The 19,219-nt window shown below is 67.9% G+C and carries 20 protein-coding genes; 6 read left to right on the top strand and 14 right to left on the bottom strand.

The window, feature by feature from the left end:
- Positions 1 to 6: 6 nt before the first annotated feature.
- The 14 genes from BMZ21_RS01785 to BMZ21_RS01720 form a co-directional block, all read right to left on the bottom strand.
- The gene (locus BMZ21_RS01785) at positions 7 to 2,247 is read right to left on the bottom strand and encodes a hypothetical protein (RefSeq protein WP_091829186.1); all 2,241 of its coding nucleotides are present in this window, start codon (positions 2,245 to 2,247) and stop codon (positions 7 to 9) included.
- Complete coding sequence (locus BMZ21_RS01780; protein WP_091829184.1) at positions 2,244 to 4,472, bottom strand: hypothetical protein; 2,229 nt, start codon at positions 4,470 to 4,472, stop codon at positions 2,244 to 2,246. The genes BMZ21_RS01785 and BMZ21_RS01780 overlap by 4 nt, the downstream gene beginning before the upstream one ends.
- Positions 4,472 to 5,047, bottom strand: coding sequence for a hypothetical protein (locus tag BMZ21_RS01775; RefSeq protein WP_091829182.1), 576 nt, complete (start codon positions 5,045 to 5,047; stop codon positions 4,472 to 4,474). Before BMZ21_RS01775 ends, BMZ21_RS01780 begins: the two co-directional genes overlap by 1 nt.
- Positions 5,048 to 5,049: 2 nt before the next feature.
- A complete protein-coding gene (locus tag BMZ21_RS01770) occupies positions 5,050 to 7,533 on the bottom strand; it encodes a phage tail protein (RefSeq protein WP_091829180.1) in 2,484 nt (827 codons plus the stop codon).
- Positions 7,533 to 8,147, bottom strand: a complete 615-nt coding sequence (locus tag BMZ21_RS01765; protein WP_091829178.1) for a phage connector family protein — start codon at positions 8,145 to 8,147, stop codon at positions 7,533 to 7,535. The genes BMZ21_RS01770 and BMZ21_RS01765 overlap by 1 nt, the downstream gene beginning before the upstream one ends.
- An 81-nt stretch (positions 8,148 to 8,228) precedes the next feature.
- Complete coding sequence (locus BMZ21_RS01760; protein WP_091829176.1) at positions 8,229 to 8,501, bottom strand: hypothetical protein; 273 nt, start codon at positions 8,499 to 8,501, stop codon at positions 8,229 to 8,231.
- Positions 8,502 to 8,588: 87 nt separating this feature from the next.
- Positions 8,589 to 9,446, bottom strand: a complete 858-nt coding sequence (locus BMZ21_RS01755) for a phage capsid protein (RefSeq protein WP_091829174.1) — start codon at positions 9,444 to 9,446, stop codon at positions 8,589 to 8,591.
- 159 nt (positions 9,447 to 9,605) lie between these two features.
- Positions 9,606 to 10,472, bottom strand: coding sequence for a hypothetical protein (locus BMZ21_RS01750; RefSeq protein WP_091829172.1), 867 nt, complete (start codon positions 10,470 to 10,472; stop codon positions 9,606 to 9,608).
- Between the two features lie 9 nt (positions 10,473 to 10,481).
- Positions 10,482 to 10,841, bottom strand: a complete 360-nt coding sequence (locus BMZ21_RS01745) for a hypothetical protein (protein ID WP_091829170.1) — start codon at positions 10,839 to 10,841, stop codon at positions 10,482 to 10,484.
- Positions 10,838 to 12,433, bottom strand: coding sequence for a portal protein (locus BMZ21_RS01740; protein WP_167561489.1), 1,596 nt, complete (start codon positions 12,431 to 12,433; stop codon positions 10,838 to 10,840). The genes BMZ21_RS01745 and BMZ21_RS01740 overlap by 4 nt, the downstream gene beginning before the upstream one ends.
- Before the next feature lie 78 nt (positions 12,434 to 12,511).
- Positions 12,512 to 12,736, bottom strand: a complete 225-nt coding sequence (locus BMZ21_RS01735; protein ID WP_091829166.1) for a hypothetical protein — start codon at positions 12,734 to 12,736, stop codon at positions 12,512 to 12,514.
- 1 nt (position 12,737) lies between these two features.
- Positions 12,738 to 13,172 carry a hypothetical protein gene (locus BMZ21_RS01730; protein WP_091829164.1) on the bottom strand — a complete coding sequence of 145 codons (435 nt, stop codon included), beginning with the start codon at positions 13,170 to 13,172 and terminating at the stop codon, positions 12,738 to 12,740.
- Positions 13,169 to 14,767 (bottom strand): hypothetical protein, encoded by a 1,599-nt coding sequence (locus BMZ21_RS01725; RefSeq protein WP_091829162.1) that lies wholly within the window; start codon positions 14,765 to 14,767, stop codon positions 13,169 to 13,171. The genes BMZ21_RS01730 and BMZ21_RS01725 overlap by 4 nt, the downstream gene beginning before the upstream one ends.
- Before the next feature lie 300 nt (positions 14,768 to 15,067).
- The gene (locus BMZ21_RS01720) at positions 15,068 to 15,694 is read right to left on the bottom strand and encodes a hypothetical protein (RefSeq protein ID WP_167561488.1); all 627 of its coding nucleotides are present in this window, start codon (positions 15,692 to 15,694) and stop codon (positions 15,068 to 15,070) included.
- A 734-nt stretch (positions 15,695 to 16,428) separates the two neighbouring features.
- Here BMZ21_RS01720 and BMZ21_RS01715 point away from each other — a divergent pair.
- The 6 genes from BMZ21_RS01715 (at position 16,429) to BMZ21_RS01690 (ending at position 19,177) form a co-directional block, all read left to right on the top strand.
- The gene (locus tag BMZ21_RS01715) at positions 16,429 to 17,283 is read left to right on the top strand and encodes a DUF932 domain-containing protein (protein ID WP_091829158.1); all 855 of its coding nucleotides are present in this window, start codon (positions 16,429 to 16,431) and stop codon (positions 17,281 to 17,283) included.
- A 95-nt stretch (positions 17,284 to 17,378) separates the two neighbouring features.
- Positions 17,379 to 17,675, top strand: coding sequence for a hypothetical protein (locus tag BMZ21_RS01710; RefSeq protein WP_091829156.1), 297 nt, complete (start codon positions 17,379 to 17,381; stop codon positions 17,673 to 17,675).
- A 40-nt stretch (positions 17,676 to 17,715) separates the two neighbouring features.
- On the top strand, positions 17,716 to 18,066 hold the full coding sequence (locus tag BMZ21_RS01705; protein WP_143079628.1) for a DUF6874 family protein: 351 nt from the start codon (positions 17,716 to 17,718) through the stop codon (positions 18,064 to 18,066).
- Between the two features lie 105 nt (positions 18,067 to 18,171).
- Entirely contained in the window at positions 18,172 to 18,381 is a 210-nt protein-coding gene (locus BMZ21_RS01700; protein ID WP_091829152.1) for a hypothetical protein, read from the top strand.
- An 80-nt stretch (positions 18,382 to 18,461) separates the two neighbouring features.
- Positions 18,462 to 18,821, top strand: coding sequence for a transcriptional regulator (locus BMZ21_RS30725; protein WP_244543652.1), 360 nt, complete (start codon positions 18,462 to 18,464; stop codon positions 18,819 to 18,821).
- Between the two features lie 32 nt (positions 18,822 to 18,853).
- A complete protein-coding gene (locus BMZ21_RS01690) occupies positions 18,854 to 19,177 on the top strand; it encodes a hypothetical protein (protein ID WP_091829150.1) in 324 nt (107 codons plus the stop codon).
- Positions 19,178 to 19,219 lie beyond the last annotated feature (42 nt).

Raw genomic sequence — 19,219 nt, 5'->3', positions numbered from 1 at the left:
GCTCTCCTAGAGCTTGCAGGATGCGACGATGTCGCCGAGATGGTCAGGGCGCCCGGCCTCGCGTAGCGCATCGGCGAGCGTCATCGCCCGCATGTCGCGCCCGTCCTCGCGGGCCGCGACCGGCAGCAGGTCGGATACGACAGCCTCGCCCGGCGGCGCTTCGACCTTGCCGGCGACGTCATCGGCAGCCGCCCGCTCGGGCGGCAACAGCGCCTCGGTCTGCCGGATCGCCTCGGGAGAGCCGGGCTCGATCGTCTGCTGCGGGCGCAGCTGCGGCGGCTCGCGCGGCTTCGGCGGCTCGATCGTCAGCCCGGCCAGGCGCTCGCGCAAGGCGGCGACCTCGGGCGAGGCCTCGGCGGCTTCTAGCGCCCGCCGCAGCTGCGGCCCGAGCCGCGCCCGGTCCATGCTGGCATCGGCGATGCCGAGGCGCAGCACCTGTTCGGTCGCGGCCGCCTGCTCCCGCGCCGTGCGCCTCAGCAAATCCTGATCGCCCTTCAGCCGCTCGATCTCGTCGCGCAGCGCCTGCGCGCGCGGCGAGGACCGCCGCTTGCCAGAGATCCCCGCAAGCTCGCTTTCCAGGCTGGCGATGCGCGGCGCCAACACTGCCGCGCCTTCGGCCGGCTGGTCGAGGCGGGCCAGCTCGGCGCGCAACCCGGCAAGCCGGGCCTCGACGGCGTCGACGGCCGCGAACAAATCCGGGTCGACCTGCCGCGCCAGACGGTCAAGCCCGTCGTCGATCGCGCCGAGGATCGACGCCTGCGCCGTGCGGTAGCGCTCGGCCGAGGCCATCGCATCGCGGATGACGAGACGTGCTTCCGCCACCGTCTCGGGCCGGGAGGCCTGCAAGGCAAGCAGCAGCGAGCCATGGTTTTCCGGGGCGTCCGGCACCATGCGCCCGATCCACGCGGCATGGACGGGGTCGACCTCGCCCGCTTCGACCGCGCGCCACACATCATCACGCAGGGCGGCAAGGCCGAGAACGGTCTGCGGCGGCTCGTCGCCATAGACGGCGAGCGCTGGCCGCTCGGTAATGGCGCCGCGCAGCCGCTGGCCGTCGAGCGGCGCGGCCGGTGGCGGCGCATCGGCATCCTCGGCGAAACGCACCGCATCCGCGAGCGCTTCGTTATGGTCGCCGCGCGCGATCCCGGCCGGCGGCTCGGGCAAGGTCGCATCATCGGCGCCGACACGGCCGGCGAGGGCAAGATCGGCCCTGGCGGCGTCGTCGAGCTGGACGCCCATCGCCTTTGCCGCCTGCTCGACCTCGGCAGGCGTCGCCTCGCCACGCAGGACATTGCCAAGCGCCGTCCGGTCTGCATCCGACAGCCGCGCTGCCGCCGAACCAAAGGTCTCGCGCAGCCCCTGTACGCCGCCGCCGATGGCGCCGCCGAACAGGAAGGCAATGCCGATGTTTTCAAGCGCCGGTTCAAGGCCGGATTTCAGGGACAGTTCGCGGCGCCAGGCCTGAATATCGGGCTGCTGCAGCGCCTCGACGCCGGCATTGATCGCGCCCTCGCGCAGGAAGACCTGGCCGAGGCGCGCCGTCACCGAAGCTGCCGTGCCGGGGCCGCCACCTGCGAACAGGGCCGCGACATTGGCCGGCTCGCGCCACATGCCGGCGAGCGCCCCGCCGATCTCAGTCATGAAGCCGGCGGCGCCGCCGACATCCTTGCGGGCCGTGTCCAGCTCGGCCGCCGCGCTCGCGGCAATCGCCCTGGCCTGTTCCTCGATCGACTGACCGAAGACAAGCGCTGATGCCTTGTCGGGCTGGCTTTGGGCCAGCTCGTCGACCTTGCGGTTGAAGACGGCCCGCTGCAGCTCGATCCGCCGGCTGGCGAAATTGTCGCCGTTCTGCACGTCATGCAGGCTGATCGTGCCTTGCTCGCGCAGCAGCCGGTAATCCGCCTCGGCTTCCTTGTAGTAGGCGTTGCGCTCGGGATTTTCGAGCGTCACGCCGGTCACGCGCCGGACGGTGTCGATCCGGTTGTCATAGGCCTCGGCCATGGCGTTGGCGCGGGAACTCCAGCTGTCGACCAGTTCCGACGAGCGCCGCGCCGCCGTGAACAGCCGGCCCTGCGCGCCATTGATCCGGTCGAGATCGGCCTCGCTGTAGCCCTCGGCATATCGCCGCCCCTCGGCGACATGACCACGCCAGGCGTCGCCGAGGGTTTCGGTGAAGCCCCTGAACTCGTCGCCGGTCGCGAAGCTCTTGATCTCGCGCTCGCGGGTCTCCCCGAGAAAGAAGCTCATTTCATGCCCCCGAGGAAGGCATCGGGCACGCGCGAGCGCAGGCGCGGCATCAGCGCATCGAGATCGAGCGTCCAGACGCCGCCGCTGGCGCTGCGCAGCGGCTTGCTGTCACCCTGATCGGTAGAGGCGTTGAAGCGCCAGCCGGCGGTTGTGCGCACCGGATAGGAGCGCGCCAGCACCGAAGCCTTGAGCGGCTGGCCATCGGCGCCGACCGGCGGGCCGCCGGGCAGGGCGGCGAGGTCGGCATCGGTGATCGCGCCGAAGACATCGCCGATGCGCCCGGCCTTGACCTCCTGCGGCAGCACAACCTGTACGCGGCTCGACAGCCAGGTCGGCCGGTAGCCGTCGACGCCGCCATATTCGTCGCGGCCGACCTTTACCCGCCCGCCGACCTCGCGATAGACCTGCCGCATCAAGTCGCCGGCTTCCGAGGATTTCGGGTCGAGATTGGCACGCGCCGCCCGTACCGCGAAGACCCCGCGCGCCGTCGCGCGGATGCGCTCGCGATCCTCGGGCTGGTCGGCGAGCGAGCCGCCGAAGACGAGCCGGAAGGCTTCGTCGTCATCCTCGCGGCCGATCGACGGCAGCTTCGCCCCCGGCTGCGCCTTGACCCGGACGCCTTCAAGCACGTCGCGGGCGAGATCGCGCTGTTGCGGCAAGCCTGCCCGGAGGAGATTGCCGGCATGGGCAAGCTCGGGCGCGCCGTTGCCGATCTCGGCGAGCATGGCCGGGGCGTCACGTCCGGCGCCCTTCACCATATTGCCGATCGTGGTCAAGGCGCGCTCGCCGCCCTCGGCGACGATCGCCTTGACACGGTCGATCTCGCCGGGATCGAAATAGGTCACCTGGCGGCCATTATGGCTGGCGACGGCCCGCGCCTCAGCGACGCGCCGCGCCGTCAGGATTTCCAGCTGCTCAGTATTGCTCGGGTCGAAGGGCGCGACCTTGAGCACGCCGGAACGGTCGGCATCGCGCAGCGGCTCGGTCGCGACCGCCTTGCGCTTTTCGTCGGCCATCGTCTCGACGAAGCTGACGACCTCGTTCTGCGCCGCCGACACGCCGCCGGCCGAGATGCGCAACTGATCGCGCATCATCCGCGCGGTCGCGTCGATCGCCTCGGGCGTCATGCCGCGCATGCGCTGCGCCAGCTGGCGCTTGCGGTCGGCGAGATCGAACGCCGCCTCGCCCTGCGGCGAGCGGCCAGAGGCCTGGCGCAGTTCCTCCCATTCCTGCGGCGGGATCGGCAGGCCCTGCTTTTCCCGGTCGACGATGCTGTCGAGCCGTTTGGTGATCAGGGTGGCGTCGCGCGTCCCTTCCGTCTGCAGCTGGCGGCGGCGCTGGTCATGCGCCTTTTTGACCGCGTCATAGGCATCGTCGTTCATGCCCCGGAGCTTGCCGGCGGCGAAGTCCTGATCGAGCGTCTTTTCCGAAGCGTCGACTTCGGCGACGCTCTTCAGCTTTTCGACGGCGGTCGCGCCAATCCGCATGCGGGTGTCGCGCGCCAACGCCTGCTTGGCCTTGGCCGCCGCTTCGCGCGTGATCTCGCCGTTGGCGGCCGCCCGGTCATAGCGTTCGGCCGCCGCATTGGCCTCCTGCTGGATCGCGGCCTGCGTGCGCTTGTCGGACACGTCCCCGGCGGCAAGCCGGGCGATATTGGTCTGCTTTTCGGCGACGGCCTCGACCAGCGCGCCGCGCGCGGCGTCGCGCTGCCGGTCGAGCAAATCGCTCGCCGCCTGCATTTCCAGCGGCGTGCGCAGGCGCTCGAAACGCGCCTCGACCTGGCCACGGATTTCCGGGAAGGCATCGTCCTTCAGGATGCCATCGCGAATCTCGTTCAGCGTCGCCGTCAGTTGCGAAGGCTGCCGGTTCGGATCGGCCGACCAGGCTTGATAGGCCTCGCGCGTGCTGCGCGAGACCTTGGCATCGAGCTTGTCGATATAGGTTGCGGTCGCCGCCTGATCGAAGGTCGCTTCCGCGATCGTGCTGCCACCGGTCGGCCGGAAATCCGGCTCGGCCCCGGCAACGGCGCCGGCCCGTTTCGCCTCGATCCGCGTTGCGGCGTCGGCCCGGTCGCCGATCTTGGCCGAGGCGCTGGCGAGCGCATTGCCGGCGGCGGCGAACGGCGCCGAAGCATCGACGACAGCGGAGGGTAGGGCGCCGCCGACCTCGGCTTTCGGATTGAAATCGCGGACCTCGACCGCGTTGCGGCGATTGCGGTTGGCCATCAGGTTGTCCTCACCGACGTTCTGGCGCCGGGAACGACGCCGCGCGCGCCGATATCGGTCAGAGTGCCGAGGCCCGTTGCGAGGCTTTCGAGCAGCCCGCCAGCCCGCGCGGCGCGGCCGGCACGGATATAGCTGGCGCTGCGCGTGCGCAGACGCTGCTGGCGGCCCGAGGTTTCGAGCGCGTCCAGGGAGAGCGCGCGCTCGGCATCATTGCTCGCATCCTCGCGCGCCTGCACCGGCGAGCCGAAGCCGAGATCGAGCCCGCCCGAGGCTGCCGCGACATCCCGCTCTGCCATGGCGTCGATCAGGCCCTTGCGCAACTGCACCGCACGCGCCTGGCCGGCGACGCCTTCCGCCTGCGCGTCGATCTCGGCTTCCGCCGCCTTGTCGAAATTCGCCTGCTTCTGTTCCTGCGATGCCCGGTTCTTTGCGGCGATCGAGAGCAGGCCAGTCACGCCCTGCAATCCGGTGAGCACGCCGGACCCGGCCAGGAAGCCGCCCAGGCTGGACACGCCCGAAGCGACGGCGCTGCCGGCCGACGCCGCTGCCGTGAACAAACCGCCGACGATTTCCATGATCAGCGCTCCACTTCGACCGTTATGTTCCTGACCGACAGGCGGCCAGGTCTCAGCTGCGTCACGATGACCTTGCCCTCGTCGGAGTAGCCGGCCAGTCCCTCGACAGCGACGGCCTTCGAGACCGGATCGAGCAGAAGCTTGCGGTCCGGCGCGTCGCCGAAAGCGAGTAGCGGCACGTCGAACGGCCCATCCGTCTCGGTCCCGATCGCGATCGAGGACGTGCCGAGCACATAGGCCCGCACGCTATGTGGCCTTACCGGGCGGTCGACGACGGTCTTTTCGCCGACATCCTTCGGCACCGGCAGGGTCATCATGACCGGCGGCAGCCAGCGGCCGACATAGACATCCGCCGCCGGCTCCGGCAGGACGATGCGCCCGCCCGCCACCACGAACGGGCCGAAGGGATTGCCATCAGCGATGGCCCATACCGTCCGGCCTTCGTGATAGGCGCCGAGCCCGTCGATAACGGTTTCCGGCACCAGGAATTGCCGGCGCACGTAGCAATCGAGCGGCACGCTCTCGCTGATCCGCTCCAGGACCTGCACGACGCCCGTCGTCACCGTCCGGTCGACGGCGAGAACGACCTCGTCACGGCCGTTGACGCTGCAGGAGCGGATCAGGCCATCGGTCTCGAAACGACCTGGCGCGGCGACGACATCCTGCGATTTCAGCATCACCAGCAGGCGCATGCTGCCATCGGCGTTGACGACGAAGATCGTGCTGGCATCCCCGGCGGATGCGGCGCCGCGAAAGGACAGATCGTCGACATCCTTGAGCAGCGAGGTCGAGAGCACCGAGATATTCGTCCCGACATAGTTCTGCACCGCGTCGGAATACTCGAATTCGATCACGTTGCAGCCGTTCTTGTGAATGAACAGCGTCGTCGTGTCGGTCACGACCGGCTGCACGCCCTCACGGATACCGTTCTTGCTGGCCTTGCGGATATTCGGCGGCTGGTTTTTCTGCAGCGCCGCGTCCGTCATGTAATATTCGAATTCGTCGGTCAGGAACTGCAGATAGGTGCCGAAGACAATGCGCCTGATCGTCTCGCCGCCGGTTGTGTCGATCGCGGCGAGATAGGCGCCGGTGTTGGCGGTGATCTCGGTGTTGAGGTCGAAATAGTCACCCTGCACGCTCGCAAGCCAGCCGTTCGGCCGCGACCTGAAGCCGCCCATCACCAGCCGCTGCTGATAGATCGCACCACAGGCTGGCCAGCCGCGCGCCGCGCTGATCACAGGTTCGCCGCCCGCCTGGCCGCGCTGGCGCTTCGAGACCACGATCGCGGCGGTGGCGGGCGTTACCATGCGCCCGGACATGCTCCAGGCATCGCCGTCATTGTCGGCCCCGGTAAAGCTGACCTCATAGAGGTCACGGGCGCCGTTATAGGCGACGGTGATCCCCGGCTCGACCGAGGGCAACGCCTCGATCGCTGCCTTGATCACCGCCTCATTCGCCGCCGTCGACCCCTGCGCGTCGATTGCCTCGGTCTCTTCCCCCGAGACGTTGAGCGCGAAGGTCGCCGGCAGGGTCAGGTTGACGAACTGGATCGAGAAGCCCGCTGCGACGCCGTTGTTGTAGACGCCGCCATAGTCGACGCGCGGGATGCGCTTGAATTCGACCGGCCAGCAGGTCCATTCGTCATCGGCGCCCTGGCGCATGATCCGCTGCGGCGCGATGTCCTGATGGAACACGAACATGGTGTCGAGCTGCTGGACCAGATCGAGCGTCGCGATCTGGTCGGACGATGCCGGCAGGTAAATCGCCGCCAGCCAGCCCGACTGCCCCCAAACGTCGATATTGTTCTCGGTGAAGACGAAATCATAGGCCTCGGCCCGCGAACGGGTGAACGGCCTGACGCGATAGGTCGATGCCGGGCCGTTCGCATAGAGCGCGATGCCCTGCAGCGTGATCACGCCGGGCGCCGATGATGCGCCGGTGACCATCAGCCGCAGGAAGCGCATCAGCCGCGACTGGCCGGGCGGCACCGCGAAACGGCGGCTGCGGGCCTCGGTATCGATGCCGAAGCGGGCGCCGAGATCGGTATAGGTGACGCCGTCCAGCGATGTCTGCACGACGAGCGGCCGGTTCGTCGACGCGACTTGCGCCGAGAACTGGTAGAGGTCGAATGCCACGATGTCGTTCGGCCCGCCGAGGTCCATCGTCAGCACCACCGCATCCGCCCCGAGCGCGATCGTACTCTCGGCCGTCGAGGCATCGAGCAGATCGCTCACCGGGGCGACGCCGGCCCACCCCGTGATATGGACCGGATAGAGCTGCAGGCCACGCAAGGCATGACGGATGAAGCCCCGCGCCTCGGTGCCGAGCACAGGGTCATTGGTGAAGCCGGACTGCGGGACAGGCACGACGCGCTGCATGCGGGCCGCCCCCTGATAATATTGCTTGATGTCCGGGCGCCCGTGAACGCGCAGATCGAGCTCGCCTGCGGTGAAGGCGGCGGAGTAGGTGCCAGGGCGCGGCGCCATCAGGCCCGCTCCATCGCCAGCGGGTTGTCGTCGAAGCCGAGCGCGCGCGAGGGCTGATTGCGCGCGTCGGCCTGCATCGCCTGGCCCATGAAGCCGCCGCGCATGTTTTCGCCCGGCGTTCCAAACGCGAGCGCGCGCATAGTCTCGACCGCGCCGGTGGCATTGCCGCTGATCGGGACCACCAAAGCGGCGGCAAGCGCGTAGATGACGGCCTGATAGAAGACCGGGGACCAGTCCTCGGGGTCGACACGAAACGAGAAGACGCCCCAAAGCGGCTCGGCGTCGGCATAGAGATGGCCGGCTTCGATCGCCCAGGCCTTGAGCGTGCGATCCGGGTCGCGCGGGTTCGCGAGTATCCGATGCGGCAGGGACAGCCGGTTGCTCGGCAGGAGGTACTTGTGCGCCCAGCCGTTCACCGGCTCATCGGCGAGCTGCGTCAGCGGCACGGTCATCCGGGCGAAGGACCATGGATAGAAGCCGAGCATCGCATCGACAGTCGCGTCATAGGCGAGATCGGCGGCGCGACCGGCGGGCGTCTCCGCGTCGAGCGATTGCAGCGGCGTCGCCCCGAAGGCCGCCATGGCTGCGTTGACCAATCCCAGCTTGTCGCGCATCGCGATCCCCGGTGACGAAGAGCCCCGCGCGGCCAGGCGCGCGGGGAAGGCGGCCGGGGCGAGCCCGGCGGGGAGGAGGCGTCAGCCGGCGGTCGCGGTCTGGATCGCGATGGTGCAGCCGCCGGTCGCGACGGCGGTGACCATGTAGTGCTTCAGGATCGGCGTGCCGCCGAGCACCATATGGGCGCTGACCTTGTCGCCCTTGGAGAGACCGCAGGTGCCGGGGAAGTAGTTGGCACCCTCGACCACGGCGGCGGCGTCCTCGGTCGCGTAGCTGAATTCCGAGACGCTGACGCCGGCCGCCGAGGTGCCGCCCATGCGCGTGCGCGAAAGACCTTTGGCATCGAAAGCCATGATGTTCTCCTGTGGTTCCGGCCATCCGGCCGATGCTGGCGAAACGGGGAAGGCCGGCGCGGCCGAGACCGCGCCGGGCAGGGGCGATCAGTTCGGGACGATCGCCGCGTCGTTGTTGATGCGGAAGCGGACCATGCCTTCCTGCCGCAGGGTCTTCGGCACGCCGCCCATGGTCTGATTGACCGTGGTGACGGACTTGCGGTTGTCCCACTGCGCCGTGGTCTCCATGGCTTCGTTGGTGGCGAAGCCGAGGGCCTTGCGGCTCCACAGGAAGCAGTCGATGTTCTGGCCCGAGACGACCGGGAACAACTCGTCCGGCGCCAGCATCCACTTGACGCCGTTCCAGAAGCGGGTGTCGGTCATATTCGCCATCGGCAGACCCTCGACATAATCGGCCGAGGAGAACTGCTTGTAGCCCATCATCTGGTTCCAGGCCTGCGACGGCAGCGGGCAGAAGACATCGCCCTTCCAGCGCTTGAACTGGCGCTGCGCCTGCGCGATGACGCCGAGTGCGAAGCCGATCGTCATGCCGTTCGTCGTCGACGTGGTCCCCGCCGTTACCCCAGCCGCGCCGACGTTCAGCTCAGCCATGATGATCTCGTCGGCCTTGCGGCCCATGGCTTCGGCGCCATCCTCAACCGTCTGGTCATACTCATTGACCGACATCTGATTGAGGTCTTTCTTGTGGATCTCGGTGAAGACCTGCCAGGTCTTCATGTCGACCTCGATCGTGCCGCGGCCCTGATTCTGGACCTTGGCCTCATGGCCGCGCTTGAATTCCTGCGCGACCAGCAGGCCCGAGGTCTTCCAGACCCATTTCGAGCCGGTGAAGGAGATCGGCGGCATATAGGTGCCGGACAGGATGAAGCCGGACGACGCGAATGCCTTGACGACATCCTGCGAATACTTGGTCTCGGACCAGGCGGGAATGGTATTCAGGGACATGGGTTACAGCCTCTCGGGGTTCGGTTTTGCCAAACCGCCAGGCCGAGAAGCCGGTGCGCCGCGCGGGTCCGGGGGCTGATCCGAAGGCCGGGGCGCCGCGCGGGTCTTACTCCTAGCGGACGGGGGCAGGATGCCCGCGCCCGCAACCGGTCAAATGTGTCACTTCCAGAGATGCTTGGACTTGTTGTCCGTCTCCTGACGGAAGGCCGGATCGTATTTCGGCGAGTTGGAGTTGTAGCGCGGATCGGCGCTGTCGCGGTTGTAATCGGCCATGGTGTAGCCGCTGCCGCCGCCCCCCTGGCCGCCGAAGACGAAGCCCTTTTCGCCGGTCATGTGCGTGATCATCATCTCGACCAGCCGCACGCCATTGGCGCTTTCGAGCAGCAGGCCGAATTCCTCGCGCATGCCCTCGTCGATATCCTTGCGGGCAAGCAGAGTGTCGGCGAAGGTCTGCGCATTGTCGTGCCGGGCCTTGGCCGCCGCCTTCTGCTCGGCTTCCGGCGCCGAACGCTTATCCTCGGGCACGAGCGCCTTCATCTCGGCGTCATAGTCCGGGGCGCCCTGATCCTTGCCGATCAGGCCGGCCTTCTGCAGCTCGCCGACCGCCTCATTGACGAAGGGGGCGAACTTGTCGGCCGACATGCCGATCTTGTGCGCGACGCCGCGCAGAACGCCGACGACAGGGTCTTTGCCCGCATCCTCGGCAAAGAACTGCTTCAGCTCCGGGGCCGGCGCGAACTCGTAGCCATCCGGCTTTTCCGGCGGCGGCGTCCAGCGCTGCGCCAGGCTGTCGCGCTGGGTCTTCCATTCCGGCGCGAGCTTGCCAAGGGTCTCGACCGCATCCTTGCCGCGCAGATGCTCGGGCAGGAAGTCGGGCGGCACGAAGGCCGCGCCACCCCCGGCGCCGCCGTCGCCCTGCGGCTGGCCGCCAGTGCCGGCAGGAGGAGGCGCACCAGCGCCATCGCCCTCGGGGGCGAGGGCGAGGACGGCCCAAAGGCCGAGGGCGTAGCGACGCATTGTGATCATGGGAGCAGCCTATTCGCGCGGAGCTGGGGGCTGTTCCTGCCGGCCTCGCGCGGCAGCCTGCAGGAGCATGTGCGGGATGGTGTTCTGGCCCTCGCGGCGCACGCCGCGCATGGCGATCTGCAGCGGATCGGCGCCGACCTCATAGGCCCAGGCCTCGCGCCTGACCGTGCGGTCGAGCAGGCCTTCCATCATGATTTCGCCGTCCTCGCTGGCGAGCACGCGGGCGCAGGCCTCGGCCCAACGCTGCTCGGCTTCCGACAGGGCGCGCGGGCGCTTCGGCGCGTTCGGGTCGGCCTCGTCGTCGAAGATCGCCCAGCCGGAGGCCTCGGCCTGCTGCTTGAGGAGCGAGAGCGGAATTTCCTGCGTCATGCGACTGCCGCGTCAGGCGCGGCCCCCTGATTGGCAGGAAGACCGCCCCCCTGCTTGGCCTGTTCGGCAATGGCGGCAAGCGCGAGCGCGACGAGCTTCTGCGTTGTCAGCATCAGCTGCTGGCGCTCGTCGACCGTGGTGATGTATTTGGCCGGGATACCGAGATCATGGCCCATATCGGCCATCATCTGTTCCAGCTTGACGACCTGCGCGGTGGCCTGCGGGCCGCCGAGCGCCGCGATCATCTGCACCCATTCGACCTGGCGCTTGACCATGTCGGCCTTGATCGCCGCCGCCATCGGCGAGGTCACCTTGACCTGCGTCAGCAGCTGGTTCATCGGCAGCTTGGTGACGAGCAGCTTCATGGTGTCGAGGATGTCGATCACGCGGCGCACGGCCGGGACGATGATTTCCTGCACATGGCGGGCATAGGCGCCGATGGTGTTGGCGGCGAGATGCTTCATCCGCTCGGCGATTTCGAGGGCCGAGCGCACGCCACCCTGCTCGGGCGGCAAGCCGTCGTCGAGCATGGCACGCTGCACCTGCTGGCGCTGGTCGGCGAGGACAATGTTCGACACATCGAAACGGCCGGGCACGTCGAGCTTCTGGATCGACGGGCCGAGCACGCCGCCATTCCGGGCGACCTTCCACAGCGCGCCGGGCGTGAGGCGGGCCGTATCCGGGTTGAAGACGCCATCGTCGAGCTGCGTGTAGACGCCGAGGATGGCGAGCGCGGCGGCGCGGAGCGTTAGCTCCTGCGTCTTGTTGAGCGTCTTCAGCGCCGGCAGCGCGACCATGATGGGGCCGCGCCCGAAGGTCTCGCCCGGCACCCGCCAGTAGCGCGGGACGATCCATGGACAGGTGCGATAGGTTGCGGTGCGGATCGGCCGCTCGCTCTTGTCGAGATAGGCCGTATAGCGCCAGACATGTGGCTTGACGCTGCGATCGAGCACCACGTCCTGGCTCAGCGTGAACTTCGTCTCGGGCTTGTCGCGCAGCACATCCTCGAATTCGCGCGGGAACGTGCCGTCCGGCATCTCTGCCTTGATCTCGCGGGCCGGGCGCTGCTTTTTCCAGAAGATGGCGTCGATCTTGTTGAACGGGCCGCTTTCCAGCGCCAGCTCGCGGATGGACGTGGCGATGAAGGCGACCGGCTCATGCGCTTCCGAGCCCGGCATGATCAGCATGGCGCCGGTGCCCATGGCGAGATCGAGCGCCATCTCGACGAAGGCGGTATCCCACGAGCCGGTTGAGAAGCACTCGCGCGCCAGCGTCGAGATGCGCTGCAGCTCGAGGCGATATTCGTCGACCTCGATCTTGAGGTCAGGGTCGATCTTGAGGAAGGCGCTTGGTTCGAGCTGAAACCACTCCTGGCCGACTGGGACGAGATCGCGCTGCATCCGCTCGGAAAAGCGGAAGGTCGAGACCAGGCCGGTATTGTCGAATAATCGATCCGCCCGCTTTTCGCCGTTGGAGCCGCTTTCGGCGGGCTTGCGGAAGGGCAGGGCGAACTCATAGGCCTCATCCCATTGCGACCACCACTGCGTGGTGACCGCATGGGCGGCGTCGGCGCGGGCACGCTGCCCAGCCAAGTTTCCCGAAGTCGCGCCTGCGGCCGGGCCGGCGGGTTCGGGATTTTGCGGGCGCTTTTTCTGCTCTCGGGCCATAGCTCAGCTGCCGAGCTTGCTGCGGAGGCCGGTCTCCTGCCCCTTGAAGGCGAGCAGCCGGCGACCGCGCCGGGCGCGAGCCCCGGCCGTCTCTTTCGCCAGCTCTGTGTTCCGATCGTTCAGAACCTGCGACTGCTGCGCCAGGCGCTCGCCCTGCTGCTGCGCTTCCTTGGCGGCCGTCTTGCGCTTGCTGCTGCCGCCCATCAGGCCCGAGACCGCCTTGCTCATGTCAGACCCCTATCGTCCAGCGCTCGACGCATCCCAGTTGCGGGTCGCTCTCGACCCGGTCGAAGCCGAAGCCGAGAGCTGCCGCGATGCGCCGGCCCGGCCGCCAGCCCTCGCGGACGAAGGCCTGCACCGTGGCGGGGCCATCCTCGCAATGTCGGCGCAGGGTCAAATGTGTCAGCCGGATGATGCCGAGCATGTGGGCCGCCGCATCCGGCCGGCAGGCGAACCAGGCTTCGCTCAAGGCCTCTCCCGGCGTCCGCTCCGGGCGCGGCACGAAGCCGCCGGCCGCGACCGTCACCCCGTCATCCCGCACGATGCCAAAGCAGGGGAAGCCGAAGACCTGCACGCGGTGCGAACGCGCTTCCAGCTCGCAGCCCGCGTCCATCATGGCGAGCACGGCCGCCGCATCGACCGGACGAGCGAGGCGCAGGCTCATGACTTCCAGACATCGAAGCTGCCGCCGATGACGCTGGACTGCGGCTTGTCCGGGTGCGGGCCGACGCGACCACCGGCCGCCGCCATGGAGATGATGCCGAAGCGGCCGCGCAGCCGCAGGATGATGTACTGCAGCGCGTCATGCGGGTTCGACCAGCGATCCTTGACCGGGATCTTCTGGCCGGCAACGAGCTGGCCGCGCTTGTCGGTCTGCCAGCGATATTTCGAGCGGAAGCCCGCGACGAGCTTGGGGCACCCATGGGCGCAGACAAGGATAGGCGACGAGCGCCTTTCGTCCCGCAACGCATTATCGGGCAGCAGCAGCTGCTCGACCGCGCCGATGCGAAGACCGATTTCTTGCGTCAGGGCAGGGGTCAACGCCTTGCCGAGCGCGAGCGAGACCGTATCCGCCCACGCCATCTCGCCGCCTTCCTTGTCGGCGCCATGGAACGCCGCCTCGTCGCATTCGGTGAAGCGCAGGCTGCAGCCGGCGAATTCCAGTTCGAGCACCGGCAGCAGCATCGCGCAGAAACCAGCGACACCGATCCGCTCGGGCACAACCTCGCGCAGGACGCGGATTTGGCCGCTCGGCATGGTCTGCGTAATGATACAGGCCGGGTGCAGGCCTTGGTCGAAACCGAGATCGAGCGGAATGCCCTCGACCGGCTTCAGCCTCTCGCGCGAGAGATGGCGATCATCGTCCCAATCATCATAGACCGGCATACCGTCGCGCGAGATGCCGACCATGTTGTCGATATCGCGCTTGACCTTCCATTTTGGCATGCCGCGCGCCAGCTCCTCATAGTAGCCGGCGTTCAGGTTGTGGACGTTCTCCGCTTCGGCCGAGCGCGCGCCGGGCTGGCGGTGGAAGCCGACATCCTTCGGGTCGCCCTCGACAAGGCGGTCGACGGTCCAGCTCTCTTCGTCGGGCGCGTTGAAGTCGCAGACGATCAGGGCCGGCACGGGCACGCCAGGCACACGGTCTTTCGCGGGCGGATAGCGGCCGGCGAGGACGCGAGAGCGCAAGGCGTCAAGCACATCGGGCGGCAGGTAGTTCGCTTCATTCAGCCAGGCGCCGTTGCCCTCCCAACCGCGCGTGATCGTCTCGACCGAATTTTCGCCGATCGCGGCAAACTCCATGATGAGATCGAGCTTGTCGCCGTTCGGGAGCTCAAACTTGATCCGGTGCTCGGCCGGGCGATCCGACCCGCCGGTGAACTCGGGGAAATGCTTGAGCGGGAACCAGGACAGCCACGACGCGATCGTGGTCTTGTAGAGCTGGCGGTAGGTGTCGCGGATCACCATGACCTTGCAGCGCCGCACGCCGTCCCGGCATTTCGGCATCCGTACCGCGAACGCGATGATCTTGAAGATGGTCGACGTGGTCTTGCCCGAGCCGGGCGGCCCCATGATCGCGACGACCTTGCGCAGGTCTTTGATGAAGGCCGCCGCGACCTTGCCCGGCGGCGCATAGTTCATCAGGTCGAATTCGGCGCCGCGATCCAGCTGCGACCGGTGCCAGACGTCGAACTCGGCCTGCGTGAACGGCGCCTCGACAGGCTTCGCATCCTCGGCGCGATAAGTGAGATCGCTCATCGCGCCGCCCCCCGCGCCCCTTGAACCGCTCGCCAGAACCCGCCCCCGCGCCCGATCGGCGGCCCCACGGGTTCCGCTGGCCCGGTGTGGGGCGATACCCCCCCGGCGGGGTGGGCGGTTTTCGGGCCGGCAAGGCGGCCGCGCAGGCGCGCCCGATCGCTATGGGGAGGGGGGAGGTCCGCGAGCCGCAGCGCCGCGCTGGCGCCAGCCGAGGCCGAGCAGCACGGGCCAGGCAGCATGCCGCCTGTCGACAGCACATGAATTCCAATCATGTGATCGGGCGCGAATAGCGTAGCCATATCAATCACTTGGCTCACCGTGCGACGCAGCGCCGTGCGACGCGCCATCCGCCGCCGCCTCGGCTTCCTCGCTAAGCCGTTGATATTGCTCCTCTTCCTCTGGCGAGAGATCGAGGATGCTCATGCCGGCGCCGCCTTGGCCAGGCGCACCCGCAGGCGCCCGGATATCGCCGATGACGAGCAGCGCCCGCCGTTCATCCTTGACGTCGAGCTGCACGGGCATGGGCGAGCGCACGAAACGCGAGGCCTCGGCCAGGCACGCTTTCTTGAACTTCAGGATTTCCAGCAGGTCCGTGGGTGCGGTGAACCGCCCCGGAAACAGCGCCGCGACCTCGTCCAGCTCGCGGATCAGGTCTTTCAGGCTGCCGAGGCCCATGACCAGCAGCGCCTCGACCGGGTCGCCATGCCGGCGCAGGTAGTAGTCCGCGACCAGCGCCGTGCGCCGGTTTTGGCTGCCCTTCGGCCGGCCGACCGCGCCCGCGCCCTTCGGCGTCACTGGCAGGTTCGCATCGAGCCGCGCGTCTTCGGCCGCGAACAGCTCGGCCTGCTGCTGCTGCGCCGCGAGCCGCGCCGCCTGCGCCGCTTCGTTCCCGAGCGCCGCGACAGCTGTGGCGACGCCGGGCTTCACGCCGTCATCGGGCATTAGACACCGAATATTTAATTGCCCGGCGAGGCTATGGGGCGTCGCGGCCGGTCAAATGTGTCATGCCGGCCAGTAGCACCGCCCTTTGCAGGTGCTACCGCAGTGCTACCGAAATTCCACTGCGATCTCAGATAGATAGATATACCCGTAGCAGGGTAGCAAGGTAACATTAACTGTCGCGTATGCGCGCGTGCGTACAGATATGTATGCGTGAGAGCGCCTTGGCTGCTACGCCGCTACTGCCCTGATATCATTAGGGTTTTGCTGCTACGGCCCTGCTACTGCCCCTGATACCGCTTTGATATCATTGAGCTATTGAGTAGCACCCCCGAACCCATCGGGCTGGCCGATCTCCGCAACTCCCCGCTCATAACATGCCGGCCTGCGTCAGACCAGCGGCGCGACCAGCGCCGCGCCGATCCAATGTATCAGACCAGTCCGCGCGACCAGCGCGGACGCCGCACAATCTCTTCGCAACAGACCAGTCCGGCCGCGCAGCGGCGGACGCAATCTTGATCTCTTAGGGTCCGGGCCGGGACAGACCCCGCCGGGCGCGGGTCCGGGTCTGGCCGGAGCGGGTGCGGGCAGGGCAGCAATGCCGGCATGTGGAAGCGGTTGCGAAAAACTTTCGCGAGGCCGCTTGACAGCAGTTATTGTTACATGTCACACAATCACCACGGCCCTGGCAGGGGCCGCCAACCCAACCCGGAGAGACCACCATGACCGTCTACGCTTCCACCGCCCGCTTCGACGCCGCCCGCGCCCTCGGTGAGGACGAGCTGCGCAAGCTCGCCCCATCCATCTTCGCTGTCACCGCGCATGAGAGCCGGTCGGAGCGTTTCCAGCCGATCCCGACCATTGAGGTGCTGCGCGGTCTGATGAAGGAAGGCTTCATGCCGGTTGGCGCCCGCCAGTCCGGCAGCCGCGACGCCAGCAAGGTCGATTTCACCAAGCACCTGATCCGCCTGCGCAAACTCGACACCGAACAGAAGTTCCGCGTCGGCGACACGGTTTGCGAGATCCTGCTCAAGAACGCGAACGACGGCACGTCAGCTTACGATCTGATGGCCGGCCTCTTCCGCATTCGCTGCCTCAACAGCCTTGTGGCGCAGACCGGCACCATCGACGCGGTCAAGGTCCGTCACTCAGGCGACGTCCAGGCCAAGGTGATTGAAGGCACCTATCGCGTCCTCGGCCAGGCGCAGGAAGCGCTGGCAGCCCCGGCCGATTGGAGCGGCCTGCGCCTCAACCGCGACGAGACGGCAGCCCTTGCCGAGGCCGCGCACGTCCTTCGCTTCGCCGATAACGAAGGCAATGTTGCAACGCCGATCGAGCCGCGCCAGCTCCTGACCCCGCGCCGCTTCGACGATCGCGCGGACGATCTGTGGACCACCTTCAACGTCGTGCAGGAGAACGTCATTCGCGGCGGCCTGCGCGGCGTGCAGCGCAACCCCGATGGCACCCGCCGCCGCGTCACGACCCGCGAGATCGGCGGCATCGATCAGGACGTGAAGTTGAACAAGGCGCTGTGGATCGTGGCGCAGGCCATGGCCGGCCACCGCAAGGCGGCGTGAGGCATCGCCTCGGGGCCGGGGAAACCCGGCCTCGCACGATGCCCCAAGGCGTCCCGGCCCTGGCAGGGGCCGGCCTCTCAACCCGGAGAACGATCATGACTACGCTCAACCATCATGGCGAACCCGTCGCCACCGGCCTGTCGCGCGGCGCACCCTTCGGCGCGGGCGCGGCCTTGCGCGATATCGACCCGGCCGGCGGCAGGCTCGGCCTGTGCCGCTGGCGCGTCAACCGTGGCGGATACGATGCCAGCGGCTCCTATTGGGGCCTCGGCCTGCCGCTCTATTGCGTGTCGGACGCCGCCGGGAACATCGCCTTTCTGCGGGCGCGCGACCGGGAGGATGCAAAAGCGATCGTTCGCGAGAACGTCGCGGACGCCCGCTTCCTGCGCTGACCCGTCGCCTCGGGGCCGGGCACTTGCCCGACCTCGCACGATGCGCCAGCGCATCCTGGCCCTGGCAGGGGCCGGCCAGCGAACCCGGAGAACGATCATGAATGCTGTAAGCTTTGAAATTGCGCCGGAGCTGCGCCCGTTTGTCGACCAAATTCTTGACCGGACGGCTGCGCTCTATGCCAGCGCACGGCAGCCTTTCGACCGGCTGCACCACGAAATGAATTTGTGCGCCTGCCACGCAAACGGCTGCCCGCTCGACTTCACCCGCATGGTCGGCGCCGATGACTTCAACTTGGCGCATGACGTTTTCGGTATCGATCGGCACCTTGACCGCGACACCGGCCGATTAACCGACCATTTCCTCCCCCGCTTCGCGAAGCGGCAGGACTGACTTGACCAGGCGCCCGGCCGCTGGCAGGCGGCCGGGCATGGGCTTAGGCTGGCCAACCCGGAGAGGGGAAACGCCAGCCGCGACCCGCGACAGGAGCTAGACCAGATGCCCGCCCCGCGCAAATACACCGACCGGCCGGCGCCGACCGTGGCCGAGCGCCAGCGGAAATCGCGCGGCGCACGCCGGGCGCGGGGCGAACACAAGATCGAGGTTTGGCTGTCCGAAGCCGAGCATCGCAGTCTGCAAGCCCTCGCGGTCGAGAACGAGATGACGATCGCCGAGATGATGAAAAAGCTGCTGCTGGCGGCCGTCTGACGCGCAGTCTGTAAGCCCTAACGATCGGTAAATTGTTGCGTCTAGTCGCAAGCCTAGAAACGAATCAGGGAGTCGAAGCCGTGACCGGCCCGCTACCTCGCACCCTAAATCGCGTCTGCGCCGAATGCGGAGCCCCGCACAAGGCCGCGCGGCCCACCGCCGAATTCTGCTCGGCCACCTGCCGCAAGGCCTTCAACAACCGCCGGGCTCTGCGCGGCGCCGAACTCTATGACCTGTTCATGGCCCATCGCTTCGAGCGCCAGGCCGCGCAGGAAGCCCGCGTGCTGCACGCGATGAACCGGCTCGCGAGCAACTGGCGCGAGGAGGACAAGGCGCAGCGTGCCGGCCGCAAGAGCTGGCGTCGCCTCGCGGCCGTCATGCTCGATCGTGCCTACCTCTACACCATCACCGTTGTGGGCAGGGCACGCCGTAGCGCTTGACGCACGGACAGGTTGCGCGGCACCGTTTGCCCATGCGCGCCATTCTCTCCGCTCTCGCCATCCTTGCAGTCGCGCCGGCCAGTGCGGCCGGCGATAGCCAGGAGGCCTTGACCCGCTGCTATGCCCGCCAGGCCGTGACGCTGGACGACGGCATGTCCGACGCCCGATCGATCGCGACCGCGCTGCTGGCGCCGTGCCGCAGCGAGCGCGAGGCGGTCTTGCGCGACGGTATGCCGAAGGCCAGCACCACCGAGATCGAGCGCGCCATGCTGATGCAGCGCGAGATCGTGCTCGACCGGGCAACGGCCGTGGTGCTGCAGGTCCGCATCGACCAGAAGAAGCGCCGCCAGCCTTGACAGCCCCCGAGGCATTCCTTCCTATGTTCCGCTTTCGTTCTC

It is taken from the genome of Allobosea lupini, from assembly GCF_900109525.1.
Taxonomy (GTDB): Bacteria; Pseudomonadota; Alphaproteobacteria; order Rhizobiales; family Beijerinckiaceae; genus Allobosea; species Allobosea lupini.
This window is presented reverse-complemented; position numbering and strand designations above follow the sequence as displayed.